This window comes from Rhizobium halophilum, from assembly GCF_021648825.1.
Classification (GTDB): domain Bacteria; phylum Pseudomonadota; class Alphaproteobacteria; order Rhizobiales; family Rhizobiaceae; genus Neorhizobium; species Neorhizobium halophilum.
Window position 1 is genome coordinate 98,356 of the sequence record NZ_JAKJHS010000004.1, and the last position, 13,719, is coordinate 112,074.

The following is a 13,719-nucleotide window of genomic DNA, read 5'->3' on the forward strand; positions in this document are numbered from 1 at the left end:
CGACTGGCCGCGGTAAAGTGCGGCCCTTTAGAGGGTCCCGCGCATCGGGTGGCCCTTGTAGACGCCGAGGATGCGTACCTTCTCCGAAAAGAAGCGCAGCTCTTCCAGCGCCCGGCGAACAGCCGGGTCGTCCGGATGGCCCTCGATATCGGCGTAGAACTGCGTGGCAATGAACTTGCCGCCGAGCTGGTAGCTTTCCAGCTTCGTCATGTTGATGCCGTTGGTGGCAAACCCGCCCATCGCCTTGTAGAGGGCTGCTGGAATGTTGCGCACATTGAAGACGAAGGTGGTGACGATGATTTCCGCCTCGTCATGCCGTTTCGCCCAGGCTTCGTCACGCGACAGCACAACGAAACGAGTGACGTTGTTCTCGGTGTCCTCGACGTTTTCCGCCAGAATCTGAAGGCCGTAAAGCTCGGCCGCCAGACGAGGCGCGAGAGCGGCCATCGAGCGGTCGCCCTTTTCAGAAACAAGCTTGGCCGCACCGGCAGTGTCGCCGGCGACAACAGCCTTCCAGCCGTTGGAGCGAATGATCTTCCGGCATTGGCCGAGCGCATGAATGTGGCTGTGGACGGTGCGGATCTCCTCGCGTGTCACGCCGGGCAGCGCCATCAGCTGGAAGCGGATCGGCATGAAATATTCGCCCACGATGTGCAGGCGCGATTCCGGCAGCAGGTAATGAATGTCGGCCACGCGCCCGGCGATCGTGTTCTCGATCGGGATCATAGCCAGGTCCGCTTCGCTACTCTCAAGCGCCACGAAGGCGTCTTCAAAGGTGGGGCAGGGCAGGGGCTCCATAGTGGGGAACATGTCGCGGCACGCCATATCGGAATTGGCGCCGAAGTCGCCCTGGAAGGCGATCTTGTTGGTCGTCTGGATCATGGAGAAGTGCCTCAGGAGGGGCGGCCGGCGAGGATCGCGCGAGCCTTTTCGAGATCGGCGGGAGTATCGACACCGAGCGGAACCGAGTCAACGATCTCCACATCGATCCTCATGCCGGCTTCGAGCGCCCGCAGTTGTTCCAGCGATTCACGCTGTTCTAAAACGGAGGGGCCGAGCTTGACGAAACGCTCGAGGGCGGAACGGCGATAGGCATAAAGGCCGATGTGATGATAAAGGGGACCCTCGCCGTGGGGTGCGGTGGCACGGGTGAAATACAGCGCCCGCAGGCGCGTGTCCGAAAGCGGTGAGCCGATGACCTTCACGACGTTCGGGTTTGTCTTCTCGTGCTCGTCGGAGATCTCGACAGTCAGCGTCGCGATATCGACGTCAGGATTGTCGAGCGGTCGAAGGGCTGCCCGGACCGCATTGGGTTCGATAGTGGGCAGATCTCCCTGCACATTAACGACCACCTCGACCTTGCCCTCAGGATCAGCTTTCTGGATAGCCTCGAAAATCCGGTCCGAGCCGGACTGGTGATCCTGCCGGGTCATCACAACCTCGAAACCCGCCGACGTGACTGCGTCGTAGGTATCCTGATGGTCCACGGCAACGATGATCCGACCGACATTCGCTTCTTGAGCGCGCCTCGCGACCTGCACGATCATCGGCAGCCCAGCGATATCGGCCAGCGGCTTGCCAGGCAAGCGCATCGACGCCATTCGCGCCGGAATGAGCACCAGCGTCCGGTCATGGTCGTACTCGGTCATGAAATACCTTCAAAAGCGGGTTGATCAGTGTCAAAAAGTCTCACGGGCCGCGGTATAATCGTGTTGCAACACCAATGCAAAAGACATAGGTTCCGCGCGATTTCAAGATGGCCCGCCTGTAGCCGGCGGTTGCAAAGGAGCGTTTGCAAATGAACTCGTACGTGAACATGGCGGTAGGAGCGTTTCTTGCCACCGTTTTCGTCATGATGACGGTGTCGATTGCTTCAGAAGGCATTTGGCATGCGGCAGCACCTGAACAGGAAGGCTTTGCCATCGTCGCTGCGGAAACGGGTGCAGAAGCTGGCGCAGCCGAAGAAGAGGCTGCCGTTCCGATCGCGACGCTCCTTGCCAGCGCCGACGCGGCGGCCGGTGAGTCGTCCTTCAGGAAATGTGCTAGCTGTCATACGGCCGAGCAGGGCGGCGCCAACAAGGTTGGGCCGGGACTCTGGGATATCGTGAACCGCCCCGTGGCAGCCCACGAAGGTTTTAGCTACTCGGCCGCGATGCAGGACTTCTCCGAAGGCGGGTCGGTCGTATGGGACTATGACCACCTGAACGGCTTCCTGCTGGCGCCGAAGCAGCACGTCCCGGGCACGGCCATGGGCTTTGCGGGTCTCAAGAGGGACGACGAACGCGCAAACGTCATCGCCTATCTGCGTTCGCTCTCGGACAGCCCCGCTCCGCTGCCGGAACCGGAAGCTGCCGCCGCTCCCGCCGATGGGGCTGCTCCTGCCACTGAAGGTGCTGCACCGGCTGCCGTGGGCGCTGCCCCTGCCGCTGAAGGTACGGCTCCTGCTGCTGAAGGTGCTGCTCCCGCTGCTGAGGGCCAGGCTCCTGCTGCTGAAACGGCTCCTGCAGCCGAAGGCATCGGCACGCAGCCGGCAACTCAGAACCCGGCCGCAACCGGCAATCAGGCGGCTCCTGCCGTTCAAAACGCAGAGCCGACAGCCGACCAGGTCGCGCCTCCGGAACAGCCCGGCACGACCGGCGAGCAGCCTGCACCCAACAACTGATTGGGTTGCTCAACAGGATGAAATGAGAGAAGCCCGGCCTCGCGGTCGGGCTTTTCTTTGTTTGTGCCTTGAAGCTCTTCGATCAGCCGAGGAGCCAGGCCCAGAAGCTGACGGAGATGATACCGAAGGCGGTCGTTACGGTGATCGTCGATGCGGCGATATTCTGGCCCGAGCGGAAGCGGTGGGCAATCAGCCATGCATTGATGCCCGTCGGGACCGACGAGGTAAGCACCATCGCTGCGGTCCAGGAGGGGCTGAGCCCGAGGAGCCTGCTCATGGCATAGACGGCTGCCGGAAGCAGGACGAGTTTCAGCGCCGCGATTGCACCGGTGAGCCCAATATTGCCGCGGACAGGATACTTCGTCAGCGCCATCCCGATCGAGATGAGCGCCGCAGGCCCCGCCGCACTGGAGAGCTGGGTAACGACGGTGTTGACGACGGGCGTCAGCGTCACGCCGGAAAGGTTAAATGCGAGGCCGGCGCCGAGCGCGATCACCAGCGGGTTGCGGATGAGATTGGAGCCGACTTGGCGGATGATGGCCTTCAGGCCGCGCGCCTGCCCGCCGTCGACGACCACGGCAGCGCGCTCCATAAGAATGGTGCCGACGATCATCATCAGGGGCAGGTGGATCGCCAGCAGGATGGAGAGCGCTACCAGGCCGTCCGCACCGACCGAGCGTCCCACCAGAGGAAGGCCGATAAAGACATTGTTGGCGAAGGCAGCCGACATGCCGGCAATTACGCCGATCTTGTCGTCGCGCCCGAAGACATGCTTCGCGATGAGGTGGCCTGCGGTCCAGGTGACGGCGACGCCGGCAAAATAAGCGCACCACAGGCGGAAGGGCGAAACGCCTTCGAAGTGCGCGTCGGCGAGCGTGTGGAAGATCAGCATCGGGACGGCGATCTTGAACACGAATTCGCCGAGGGCATCACCGGTGGCCTCGCTGAGGATACCGGTGCGGGCAACAACCCATCCGATCAGGATGAGCAGGAAGACAGGAGCGACATTGATGAGTGTGGCAGACAAGGAAGGAGCTTTCGAGGGAGGTATGCCCACCCGGTTTAAACGAAGCGGGTGGCGTCGACAAACGCCAAGCGAACAATGAGAGGCGTCGGCGTCCCGTTTGCCTCTAGGGTTTTTGCCTCGCATGTGCGAGAAGACGCCAAACCGTCACTTCGGCAACCACAGGGGCTTGGCTGCATGGCAAAATTCGACGTCCTCACGGTCGGAAATGCGATCGTCGATATCATTGCACGCTGCGAAGACAGCTTTCTCAGCGACAACGAGATCATCAAGGGGGCTATGAACCTGATCGATGCCGATCGGGCGGAATTGCTGTATACGAAAATGGGGCCCGCCGTGGAAGCTTCCGGGGGGTCCGCCGGCAACACGGCGGCGGGGATCGCCGGCCTGGGTGGCAAGGCTGCCTATTTCGGCAAGGTTGCCGAGGACCAACTTGGGGTGATCTTTCAGCACGACATCCGGGCGCAGGGCGTCCACTACGTAACCAAACCTCAGGGATCAAATCCGCCGACCGCGCGCTCCATGATTTTCGTCACTCCGGACGGCGAGCGTTCGATGAACACCTATCTCGGCGCCTGCGTCGAACTGGGTCCGGAAGATGTAGAGCCCCAGGTGGTCGCTGATTCGGCTGTAACCTACTTCGAAGGCTATCTTTGGGATCCGCCGCGGGCGAAGGAGGCGATCCTCGACTGCGCCCGCATTGCGCATGAGCATGGGCGTGAAGTCTCCATGACGCTCTCCGATCCTTTCTGTGTCGGTAGATATCGGGCGGAATTTCTAGATCTGATGCGGTCGGGAACGGTGGACATCGTGTTCGCCAACAAGCAGGAGGCACTGTCGCTCTACGAAACGGAAGACTTCGAACTGGCGCTGACGAGCATTGCCAAGGACTGCAAGCTGGCGGCAGTCACCCTGAGTGAAGAGGGCGCCATCCTCCTGCGTGGCAACGAGCGCGTGAAGATCGATGCCTATTCCGTCCCGGATGTGGTCGACACCACCGGTGCCGGTGACCTTTTCGCTGCCGGTTTCCTTTATGGCTACACGCACGGCCGTTCACTCGCCGACTGCGGTAAGCTCGGCTGCCTTGCTGCGGCCATCGTCATTCAGCAGATCGGGCCTCGACCCATGGAGTCGCTCAATGCTGCGGCGGTTCGGGAAGGGTTGCTTTAAGGCGGCCTATTTGAAAGCCTCGCCAGGATAGGCACCCCAGATCTCGGCTTGGCTGACCCAGCCTTCGGCGCCCTCGACCATGGCATGGCACCAGTCGCCGTTGCATTCGTTCATCGTAATGACGACGCCCGGCTGGAGCTTTGCGACGATCGCCGATGTACTCTGAGGGTCGCGCCGCATGTTGACGAAGACTTCGCCGTCCTTGCCGCGCATCCACGGCGCGGCAACGGCGGTTCGTTCCCCCGAGAGGAGGGCTTGGTTGACCCAGCCTTCCGTGCCGTCCGCGTCACGCACTCGACGCCAGTTATCGTACTCCTGGATGATCTCCATCGGCGTGCCGGATTTCAGGTACATCCACGCGACGGGATAATCTGTGCTTGGCCCGATGCGGATGTTTACGCGCTTCGATTTGAGACTGACGAACCGTGGAAGCGGGAGGCCGCTCGCCCCTTTTCCCGCGCCTTGGGCGAGTGATATGGAAGGATAAGTGGTCGAGACGCTCAGAGCGATGGTCACGGCGGCTAAGATTGGGAGGATGACGCTACGCATGCTTGCCGTTCCAAACTATATCGAACCGGTTTCACCGGTCATTGGATCGCGTGAGGGCGCAGCCGAGACAAGCGCCTCCGGAGAGGTTTTGTTTGTCTTCGCTGACGGGTCTGGTAGAAACGCCCTGAATGCGCTGATTATCGCGCGACTTGGTTAAGGACCTCTGAATACGCCGCCATGACAGCCAGGATGAAACCCAAGGTCTATATCACGCGCAAGCTGCCGGAAGCCGTGGAGACTCGCATGCGCGAGCTTTTCGACGCGGAGCTCAATATCGATGACCGCCCCCGCGATCGCATTGAACTGGCCGCGGCCATGAAGGCGGCAGACGTGCTTGTTCCGACCGTTACGGATCGGATCGACGAGGCCTTGATCGCCGAGGCCGGCGACAATCTCAAGCTGATCGCGAGCTTTTCCAACGGAACGGATCACATTGATATCGAGGCGGCGGCAAAGAAGGGCATAACAGTCACCAACACACCCAATGTACTCACCGAAGACACCGCCGACATGACGATGGCGCTGATCCTCGCGGTGTCCCGGCGATTGACGGAGGGTGCGCGAATCCTGACGGATCAGCCGGGCGACTGGGCTGGATGGTCGCCGACATGGATGCTCGGCCGTCGGATCTGGGGAAAGCGGATCGGCATTGTTGGGATGGGCAGGATCGGCACAGCGGTCGCCCGTCGCGCCAAGGCCTTTGGGCTCTCCATACACTATCACAACCGCAAGCGCGTGCAGACCTCGACGGAAGAGGAACTCGAGGCCACCTACTGGGACAGTCTCGATCAGATGCTGGCGCGCGTGGATGTCGTTTCGGTCAACTGCCCCTCCACGCCGGCGACCTTCCACCTTCTTTCTGCGCGTCGCCTGGCGCTGATGCAGCCATCGGCAATTATTGTTAATACCGCGCGCGGCGACATCATTGACGAGGCGGCAATGATCCAGTTGCTGCGTGATGGTAAGATCGCCGGGGCGGGTCTGGACGTCTACCAGAACGAGCCAGCGATCAACCCGAAGCTGGTCAAGCTGGCGGACCAAGGTCGCGTGGTTCTCTTGCCCCACATGGGTTCGGCGACCATTGAAGGACGGATCGACATGGGTGACAAGGTCATCATCAATATTCGCACCTTCTTTGATGGCCATCGTCCGCCGAACCGCGTCTTGCCTGGCAGGCTTTAGCGAGCTTCGGTCGGCTCTGCGGCTTTGGACGCCTGTGGCCCAAGCTTCTTCACCATCTCGATGAACGTCGTACGGTCATAGCCGGGGTGAGACTTTTCCGCCGTCTGGATGAAGCCCCAACGCCCGAAGGTGGCGTGATTTGCCGCAAGTTCGATGCGCGTCTCAAGTCTGAGGCTTTGGCAGCCGAGATCGAGCGCCATGGCTTCGAGTGCTTCCATCAATCGACGACCGATGCCTTTGCCTTGCGCCTCAGGCAGGACGGCTAGCTTGCCGATGTAGAGAGAGTGAAACGGCTCGAGCCTGCAGAAGACGCAGCCTGTGAGCCTGTCCCGATCCAGCGCTATCGTGCAGATCTCGCTCCTTACCTTTTCCTCCAGGGAAAGCCGGGTAAGCCACGTTGCGGAGGAAGGCGGGTCAATGATGCCGTCCATGTAGCCGAACGAAGCCTTGATGAGAGCGAGAAGCTCATCCCAACGGTCAAAGTCGCGGTCGATTCGACAGATGTGCACTACACGCTCGCCGTTTCTGCGGTGCGTCGCTTATAGCGGATCGTATCGAATTTGGCCGTAAGGGCATCATAAAGCAGGAGGCGCCCTACCAGAGGCTCACCTGTGCCCGTGATGAGCTTTATTGCTTCCATGGCCATAAGGGTGCCGATCACTCCAGTAAGTGCGCCAATGATGCCGGCTTCGGCGCAAGACGGGATCAGTCCCTGCGGCGGCCGCTCGGGAAACAAGTCGCGATAGCCCGGATTTGCCACGCCATCAGCGGAGGCCGTGTAAGGCATCAACACGGTGAGAGAGCCGTCGAAACGTCCCACCGCCCCCGTCACCAGGGGAATCCCAGCCTTCTCCGCTGAATCAGCGGCGTCATAACGCGTATCGAAATTGTCAGATCCGTCGAGAAGGAGATCGAAGAGCTGGAGGTGCGAACTGGCCCAGGCGGGGGAGAAACGCTCTTCGTATTCCAGCACCCGAACAGTGGGGTTAAGCCGGGTGATGGACGCTCTTGCGCTGGCGGTCTTGGCGGCCCCCACGGCGCCAGTGTCGTGGATGACCTGGCGTTGCAGGTTCGACAGCGAGACAACGTCGTCATCGATCATGCCGATGGTCCCGACGCCAGCGGCTGCAAGGTATTGTAGAACCGGAGAGCCGAGCCCGCCTACACCGACCACCAGCACGCGGGCGTTCTTGAGGCGCTGCTGACCGAAACCTCCGATTTCGGGAAGCATGATGTGGCGGCGATAGCGTTCGACTTCCTCTGACGTGAGCTCCATTCTTCAACACTACCAGCCGTTCCAGCCGCAGAAAAGCGAGTTTAATTGCGGATGCTGCCGCCCCCAACGGTGAAGAACTGCGCCCGGTCGCCAAGCGCTGCGAACATGGAATTGTCGGTGCCGGTCATGAACGATTGACCGCCGAGCTCGTGGATCAGGTTAAACAGCGCGGCGCGGCGTCCCTCGTCAAGATGCGCGGCAATTTCGTCCAGAAGAAGAATTGGGGCGAAGCCGGTCATCGTAGCCGTCAGTCGCGCATGCGCGAGCACCAGCCCGATCAATAGGGCTTTCTGCTCCCCGGTGGAACAGCGTCCTGCATCCATGTCTTTCTCCCGGTGGCGAACCAGAAGGTCGCTTCGGTGTGGCCCGTCCAGCGTGCGTCCTGCAGCAGCATCGCGGCTCCGGTTTTCGCGCAGCATGTTCAGATAAAGGTCCTCGAGATCTGCTGCCGGCTGGTCCGCCACCTCATCGAGGTAGCCGTCCAGCGCAAGGACAGGGGAGGGAAACGGCGTCTGCTCCGAGGTTGCCGATAGTGTGCGCAAGAGGCCTAGCATCTCCTGCCGAGCGGAAGCCATCGCAACGCCAAGACCTGCCATCTGTGCTTCGATGGCGGAAAGCCAATCCGGATCGAACCGTCCTTCAGACAGAAGGCGGTTGCGACTTCGCATGGCACGCTCGAAGTCGCTCGCGCGCCGTCCGTGGCCGGGATCGATTGAAAGGACCAGCCTGTCGAGGAAGCGCCGTCGATCCGCCGATGGGCCGGTAAACAGCCCGTCCATGGCAGGCGTCAGCCACAGCACGCTCAGATGGTCGGTCAGTTCCTCGGTAGACTTCGCGGGCGTGCCGTTGATGCGCAGGCGCCGGGTTGAAACTTCGCCTTCACCGTCGATGCCCGTTCCCAAGGCGACCTCACCGTCCATTCCTTCCACTTTGGCGAAAACGGAGAACCCGCCTTCGGCGCCCACGCGAGTAACATCGGCAAGAACTGCACGGCGAAGACCACGACCGGGGGAAAGGAAGGAGACGGCCTCCATGAGGTTGGTTTTGCCAGCCCCGTTTTCTCCCGTGAGCACGACATGGCGCTCGTCAAGCGACAAGGCTGCCTCCGCATAATTGCGGAAGTCGTTAAGTTTCAACTGCGAGAGAAAGGTCTTCTGAGCCATGGCCTTGCGTTCGTTCGTTGGTTGGAGCTACGGGGTATCCCGACGGATGGCAAGCGACTCCTTTCGAGATCAATTCACTCCGGTATCGCGGCGTTCAGGAACTCTCGATGATCTTCCGAGTTACAAGCGCGACATCGCTGCGACAAACTGGAACGGGCGCTGTGTCTGTCAGGAGGCTCCTCATGCTGTTGGATGACGATATGACACCGGAAGAAGCACAGCGGGACCACCGTGAGATGCTGTGGTTTCTGGGGGTAAATGCTGCCTTCGGAATGGGACTTGGCGTCTTCATCTCAGCAGTTCTGTTCTGGTTCAACCTCTACGGGCTTGGCACCCATATACTGCGTTCAAAGATCCCCCTTCTGTCCTTCGGGATGATCGCTTTCCCGCTTGCGCTCACCTTCGGCGGTGCGGTAACTGCCTCTGCGATCATGCTGATGCCGTACACCCGCAAGAAGCATCACTGACCGCGTCTTAAGACGGATCAAGGATCTACGGTGCCAGAGTTCGACGAACGGATCATTCACCTCGAGGAGCTTGCTGCCTATCAGGCCAAGGTGATCGAGGAACTTTCCGACCAGATCGCAGAGCAGTGGAAGCTGGTCGAGCAGACGCGGGCGAAGCTGGACCGGCTGACGGAGCGCTTCTTGACGTTGGAAGAAAGCTCGTTGGATGCGCCCCCGATCACCAAGCCACCGCATTACTGATCTGAGCGCCACCCGCTTGATAGACATCAATCTGCCTTCGGACATCGCGTGCTAGAAGCCGGTCGGAGCTTTTCACCAGAAGTTGCGGCGCAATGCATTTTTTCCATTTCGTAGGGGCTGTTCTGCTTCTGCTTCTCACCCCCGGGCCGACAAACACGTTGATGATGCTGGCAGGCTACTCCAGCGGCTGGCGCGGCTCCGCAGGTCTGATCGCCGCCGAACTCGGTGGCTATCTCGCGATCATCATCCCAACCGGCATGGTGGCTGCACCGGTCTTTCTGGCGTATCCGCAGGCATCGCTATGGATGAAAGGCTTGGCTGCCGCTTGGGTCCTTTTCCTCAGTTGGCGGCTCTGGCGCTCTTCCCACTCCGCCAAGGCACCAGAAGAGACTATCGGCGCTCGAACCATCTTCATGACGACTCTGCTCAATCCCAAGGCGCCGATCATCGCCTTGGTCCTCTTGCCGCAGGGTTCTGCTCATGAAGTGCTTCCGTGGCTTCTGGGCTTTTCTCTTTTGGTGGTGCTGGCGGCAAACCTATGGCTGGCAGTCGGTTCCCTTGTTGCTAACGGAAGCGGAAAACTCATCACGCCTCCCGCCATGCGGAAATGTGCGGCAGCCGGACTTCTTGGTTTTGCTGTGCTGCTTGCCGGACCATCCGTCCACGCGATGGGCTGATCGCCCGGGCCGAAAAAGAAAGAGCAGCGGAGTGGTCGCTGCTCTTTTTGAAAATGGCTGATGAAGCAGCCTGTCTGTTCGCGGAGATCGCACCCGTTATCCTTCGAAGAATTCCTTCATACGGGCAAAGAAGCCAGTGGACTCCGGATTGTTCTCTTTTGACGATATCTCCTCAAACTCCTGAAGCAGTTCCCGTTGGCGCTTTGTCAGCTTCTGCGGCGTCTCAATCTGGATCTGGATGTAGAGATCACCCGTCTGCGACGAGCGCAGCACCGGCATTCCCTTGCCCTTGAGGCGGAACTGCTTTCCTGGCTGTGTCCCTTCGGGCACCGTCACCCGCGACTTGGTTCCATCGAGCGTCCCGACGTCGAAGGTGCCGCCCAGTGCCGCGGTCGTCATGGATATCGGTACGGTACAGAACAAATCGGCGCCGTCGCGCTGGAAGAACTGGTGTGGTTTGACCGATAGGAAGATGTAGAGATCTCCAGTAGGCCCGCCGCGCATGCCAGCCTCGCCTTCGCCCTGCAGTCGGATCCGCGTACCGTCCTCGATGCCTGCGGGGATATTAACGGAGAGGGAGCGCTCCTCGGAAATGCGCCCTTGCCCGTGGCACTTCGTGCAGGGATCGGTAATCGTCTGGCCACGACCGTGACAGGTCGGACAGGTCCGCTCTACGGAAAAGAAGCCCTGGCTTGCCCGCACCCGGCCGGAGCCGTGGCAGGTGCCGCAGGTCTTCGGCTGTGTTCCGGGCTTGGCACCCGAACCGGAGCAGACATCGCAAGTGATCGAGGTTGGGACCCGGATCTGGGCCGTCTTGCCTGCGTAGGCTTCCTCGAGAGTGATCTCCATGTTGTAGCGGAGGTCTGCGCCCCGTTCACGGCCACTCGAAGACCGCCGGGCACGCCCACCACCCATCATTTCGCCGAATATGTCTTCGAAAATATCCGAGAACCCGCCAGCGCCTGCTGCGCCAAACCCACCGCCGGCGCCCATTCCGCCGGCTTCGAAGGCTGCGTGGCCGAAGCGATCATAGGCGGCCCGCTTTTGCGGATCCTTCAACGTCTCATAGGCCTCGTTGAGTTCCTTGAACTTCTTCTCGGCCTCTGCATCGCCCGGATTCTTGTCGGGATGATACTTCATCGCGAGCTTGCGGAAGGCGCTCTTCAGTTCCTTCTCGTCAGCGGACCGGCCGACACCCAAGGTTTCGTAAAAATCAGCTTTTGCCATGGAGGTAACGGCTCCCGAAAGGATTCCGGCTGCACGATGGCAGCCGGATTTTCTAGTCGACTATCTCGAAAGGCTCGCCAAGGAGGCGATCCCTTAGGCCGACTTCTTGTCGTCCTTGATTTCCTCGTAGTCAGCATCCACGACGCCATCGTCGTCGCTCTTACCGCCCTCGGAACCGTCGGAGCCTTCAGCCTGTTGCGCTTCGTAGATCGCCTGGCCCAGCTTCATGGAAACCTCCATGAGCGTCTGGGTCTTGGCCTGGATGTCGTCTGCATCCGGTTCGGAGGCTTCGACGGCCGCCTTCAACGAAGCGATGGCATCCTCGATCGACTTGCGGTCGGACTCGGAGACCTTGTCGCCGTATTCCTGGAGCGACTTCTCGGTCGAATGGACCAGGCTCTCTGCCTGATTCTTCGCCTCGACGCCGGCACGACGCTTCTTGTCTTCCTCGGCGTGCGCCTCGGCATCCTTGACCATCTTCTCGATGTCGGCGTCAGACAGACCGCCAGAAGCCTGAATGCGGATCTGCTGCTCCTTGCCGGTGCCCTTGTCCTTGGCCGAGACCTGTACGATACCGTTGGCGTCGATGTCGAAGGTCACTTCGATCTGCGGCACGCCGCGTGGTGCCGGCGGCAGGCCGACGAGGTCGAACTGGCCGAGCAGCTTGTTGTCCGCAGCCATTTCACGCTCGCCCTGCGAAACGCGGATCGTCACGGCCGACTGGTTGTCTTCGGCAGTGGAGAAGGTTTGGCTCTTCTTCGTCGGGATCGTCGTGTTGCGGTCGATCAGACGGGTGAAGACGCCACCGAGCGTTTCGATGCCGAGCGACAGCGGGGTCACGTCGAGCAGAAGGACGTCCTTGACGTCGCCCTGCAGAACGCCGGCCTGGATGGCAGCGCCCATGGCGACAACTTCATCCGGGTTAACGCCCTTGTGCGGCTCCTTGCCGAACAACTGCTTCACGACTTCCTGAACCTTTGGCATGCGGCTCATGCCGCCCACCAGAACGACTTCGTCGATTTCGCCAGCAGTGACGCCTGCATCCTTGAGTGCTGCCTTGCACGGAGCAACGGTGCGCTGAACGAGATCGTCGACCAGGCTTTCGAACTTCGCACGGGTCAGCTTCATCGTCAGGTGCTTCGGGCCGGAAGCGTCCGCCGTGATGAACGGCAGGTTGATTTCCGTCTGCTGCGAGGACGAGAGCTCGATCTTGGCTTTTTCGGCAGCTTCCTTGAGGCGCTGCAGGGCAAGCTTGTCGTTCTTCAGGTCGATGCCCTGGTCCTTCTTGAATTCACCGGCCAGGTATTCGACGAGGCGCATGTCGAAGTCTTCGCCACCGAGGAAGGTGTCGCCGTTGGTCGACTTCACTTCGAAGACGCCATCCCCGATTTCGAGGACGGAGATATCGAAGGTGCCACCGCCGAGGTCGTAGACGGCGATCGTCTTGCCGTCCTTCTTGTCGAGGCCGTAGGCGAGTGCGGCAGCCGTCGGCTCGTTGATAATGCGGAGAACTTCAAGGCCAGCAATCTTACCGGCATCCTTGGTTGCCTGGCGCTGGGCGTCGTTGAAGTAGGCAGGAACGGTGATGACCGCCTTCTCGACCTTTTCGCCGAGATAGGATTCTGCAGTTTCCTTCATCTTCTGAAGGATCATCGCAGAAATCTGTGCAGGCGAATAACCCTTGCCCTGTGCCTTGACCCAGGCATCGCCATTGTCGCCCTTGGAGATCTCGAACGGAACGAGACCCTTGTCCTTTTCAACGGTGGGATCTTCGTAGCGGCGACCGATCAGGCGCTTGACGGCAAAAAGAGTATTCGTGGGATTGGTCACGGCCTGGCGCTTTGCCGGCTGGCCGACAAGACGTTCACCATCTTCGGTGAAGGCGACCATGGAAGGGGTCGTGCGAGCGCCTTCGGCGTTCTCGATGACCTTCGCGTCCTTGCCGTCCATGATGGCGACGCAGGAATTCGTCGTGCCGAGGTCGATGCCGATTACTTTTGCCATTTTTCTCTCTCCTTTAAGCGAACCGTCGGAACCCCGCTCAGGCATTCCGCTGACAGTTCCTCGAATGGGATGGTCTTG

At 60.5% G+C, this 13,719-nt stretch carries 15 protein-coding genes; 6 read left to right on the forward strand and 9 right to left on the reverse strand.

Features of this window, described 5'->3' with window-relative positions:
- Window positions 1-27: 27 nt before the first annotated feature.
- Both LXM96_RS09920 and LXM96_RS09925 read right to left on the reverse strand, forming a co-directional pair.
- Window positions 28-882: a prephenate dehydratase gene (locus tag LXM96_RS09920; protein WP_239998314.1), complete on the reverse strand. Its 855-nt coding sequence runs from the start codon at window positions 880-882 to the stop codon at window positions 28-30.
- Window positions 883-893: 11 nt separating this feature from the next.
- Complete coding sequence (locus LXM96_RS09925) at window positions 894-1,649, reverse strand: 3-deoxy-manno-octulosonate cytidylyltransferase (RefSeq protein ID WP_239998315.1); 756 nt, start codon at window positions 1,647-1,649, stop codon at window positions 894-896.
- A gap of 149 nt (window positions 1,650-1,798) precedes the next feature.
- Here LXM96_RS09925 and LXM96_RS09930 point away from each other — a divergent pair, with 149 nt between their 5' ends.
- A complete protein-coding gene (locus LXM96_RS09930; protein ID WP_239998316.1) occupies window positions 1,799-2,662 on the forward strand; it encodes a c-type cytochrome in 864 nt (287 codons plus the stop codon).
- A gap of 82 nt (window positions 2,663-2,744) precedes the next feature.
- Here the strand turns inward: LXM96_RS09930 and LXM96_RS09935 are convergent, their stop codons facing one another.
- Window positions 2,745-3,689: an AEC family transporter gene (locus LXM96_RS09935; RefSeq protein ID WP_239998317.1), complete on the reverse strand. Its 945-nt coding sequence runs from the start codon at window positions 3,687-3,689 to the stop codon at window positions 2,745-2,747.
- Window positions 3,690-3,863: 174 nt separating this feature from the next.
- Between LXM96_RS09935 and LXM96_RS09940 the strand changes: the two genes are divergently transcribed.
- Window positions 3,864-4,856, forward strand: a complete 993-nt coding sequence (locus LXM96_RS09940; RefSeq protein WP_239998318.1) for an adenosine kinase — start codon at window positions 3,864-3,866, stop codon at window positions 4,854-4,856.
- Window positions 4,857-4,862: 6 nt separating this feature from the next.
- Here the strand turns inward: LXM96_RS09940 and LXM96_RS09945 are convergent, their stop codons facing one another.
- Window positions 4,863-5,405 (reverse strand): SH3 domain-containing protein, encoded by a 543-nt coding sequence (locus tag LXM96_RS09945; RefSeq protein WP_239998319.1) that lies wholly within the window; start codon window positions 5,403-5,405, stop codon window positions 4,863-4,865.
- Between the two features lie 177 nt (window positions 5,406-5,582).
- Here LXM96_RS09945 and LXM96_RS09950 point away from each other — a divergent pair, with 177 nt between their 5' ends.
- On the forward strand, window positions 5,583-6,587 hold the full coding sequence (locus LXM96_RS09950; protein ID WP_239998320.1) for a 2-hydroxyacid dehydrogenase: 1,005 nt from the start codon (window positions 5,583-5,585) through the stop codon (window positions 6,585-6,587).
- Here the strand turns inward: LXM96_RS09950 and LXM96_RS09955 are convergent.
- From LXM96_RS09955 to recF, 3 genes are read right to left on the reverse strand one after another with little or no spacing between them, the layout of a single operon-like run.
- Window positions 6,584-7,096: a GNAT family N-acetyltransferase gene (locus LXM96_RS09955; RefSeq protein ID WP_239998321.1), complete on the reverse strand. Its 513-nt coding sequence runs from the start codon at window positions 7,094-7,096 to the stop codon at window positions 6,584-6,586. The genes LXM96_RS09950 and LXM96_RS09955 overlap by 4 nt on opposite strands.
- Window positions 7,096-7,863 (reverse strand): molybdopterin-synthase adenylyltransferase MoeB, encoded by a 768-nt coding sequence (gene moeB / locus LXM96_RS09960; protein ID WP_239998322.1) that lies wholly within the window; start codon window positions 7,861-7,863, stop codon window positions 7,096-7,098. The genes LXM96_RS09955 and moeB overlap by 1 nt, the downstream gene beginning before the upstream one ends.
- A gap of 41 nt (window positions 7,864-7,904) precedes the next feature.
- Window positions 7,905-9,026 (reverse strand): DNA replication/repair protein RecF, encoded by a 1,122-nt coding sequence (gene recF / locus LXM96_RS09965; RefSeq protein WP_239998323.1) that lies wholly within the window; start codon window positions 9,024-9,026, stop codon window positions 7,905-7,907.
- 182 nt (window positions 9,027-9,208) lie between these two features.
- On the opposite strand from recF, the gene LXM96_RS09970 reads away from it, so the two are divergent.
- The 3 genes from LXM96_RS09970 (at window position 9,209) to LXM96_RS09980 (ending at window position 10,410) form a co-directional block, all read left to right on the forward strand.
- The gene (locus tag LXM96_RS09970; protein ID WP_239998324.1) at window positions 9,209-9,493 is read left to right on the forward strand and encodes a hypothetical protein; all 285 of its coding nucleotides are present in this window, start codon (window positions 9,209-9,211) and stop codon (window positions 9,491-9,493) included.
- A gap of 30 nt (window positions 9,494-9,523) precedes the next feature.
- A complete protein-coding gene (locus LXM96_RS09975; RefSeq protein WP_239998325.1) occupies window positions 9,524-9,733 on the forward strand; it encodes a SlyX family protein in 210 nt (69 codons plus the stop codon).
- Between the two features lie 92 nt (window positions 9,734-9,825).
- Window positions 9,826-10,410, forward strand: coding sequence for a LysE family translocator (locus LXM96_RS09980; protein ID WP_239998326.1), 585 nt, complete (start codon window positions 9,826-9,828; stop codon window positions 10,408-10,410).
- Window positions 10,411-10,506: 96 nt separating this feature from the next.
- On the opposite strand, the gene dnaJ is transcribed toward LXM96_RS09980, so the two are convergent.
- Entirely contained in the window at window positions 10,507-11,637 is a 1,131-nt protein-coding gene (dnaJ, locus tag LXM96_RS09985; RefSeq protein WP_239998327.1) for a molecular chaperone DnaJ, read from the reverse strand.
- 93 nt (window positions 11,638-11,730) lie between these two features.
- Window positions 11,731-13,641 (reverse strand): molecular chaperone DnaK, encoded by a 1,911-nt coding sequence (gene dnaK / locus LXM96_RS09990; protein WP_239998328.1) that lies wholly within the window; start codon window positions 13,639-13,641, stop codon window positions 11,731-11,733.
- Window positions 13,642-13,719: the final 78 nt, after the last annotated feature.

Bases quoted from the DNA above. Each gene is read 5' to 3' on its own strand.
- LXM96_RS09920 (WP_239998314.1), bottom strand. From the start codon at position 882: ATGATCCAGACGACCAACAAGATCGCCTTCCAGGGCGACTTCGGCGCC.
- LXM96_RS09925 (WP_239998315.1), bottom strand. From the start codon at position 1,649: ATGACCGAGTACGACCATGACCGGACGCTGGTGCTCATTCCGGCGCGA.
- LXM96_RS09930 (WP_239998316.1), top strand. From the start codon at position 1,799: ATGAACTCGTACGTGAACATGGCGGTAGGAGCGTTTCTTGCCACCGTT.
- LXM96_RS09940 (WP_239998318.1), top strand. From the start codon at position 3,864: ATGGCAAAATTCGACGTCCTCACGGTCGGAAATGCGATCGTCGATATC.
- LXM96_RS09945 (WP_239998319.1), bottom strand. From the start codon at position 5,405: ATGCGTAGCGTCATCCTCCCAATCTTAGCCGCCGTGACCATCGCTCTG.
- LXM96_RS09950 (WP_239998320.1), top strand. From the start codon at position 5,583: ATGACAGCCAGGATGAAACCCAAGGTCTATATCACGCGCAAGCTGCCG.
- moeB (WP_239998322.1), bottom strand. From the start codon at position 7,863: ATGGAGCTCACGTCAGAGGAAGTCGAACGCTATCGCCGCCACATCATG.
- recF (WP_239998323.1), bottom strand. From the start codon at position 9,026: ATGGCTCAGAAGACCTTTCTCTCGCAGTTGAAACTTAACGACTTCCGC.
- LXM96_RS09970 (WP_239998324.1), top strand. From the start codon at position 9,209: ATGCTGTTGGATGACGATATGACACCGGAAGAAGCACAGCGGGACCAC.
- LXM96_RS09980 (WP_239998326.1), top strand. From the start codon at position 9,826: ATGCATTTTTTCCATTTCGTAGGGGCTGTTCTGCTTCTGCTTCTCACC.
- dnaJ (WP_239998327.1), bottom strand. From the start codon at position 11,637: ATGGCAAAAGCTGATTTTTACGAAACCTTGGGTGTCGGCCGGTCCGCT.
- dnaK (WP_239998328.1), bottom strand. From the start codon at position 13,641: ATGGCAAAAGTAATCGGCATCGACCTCGGCACGACGAATTCCTGCGTC.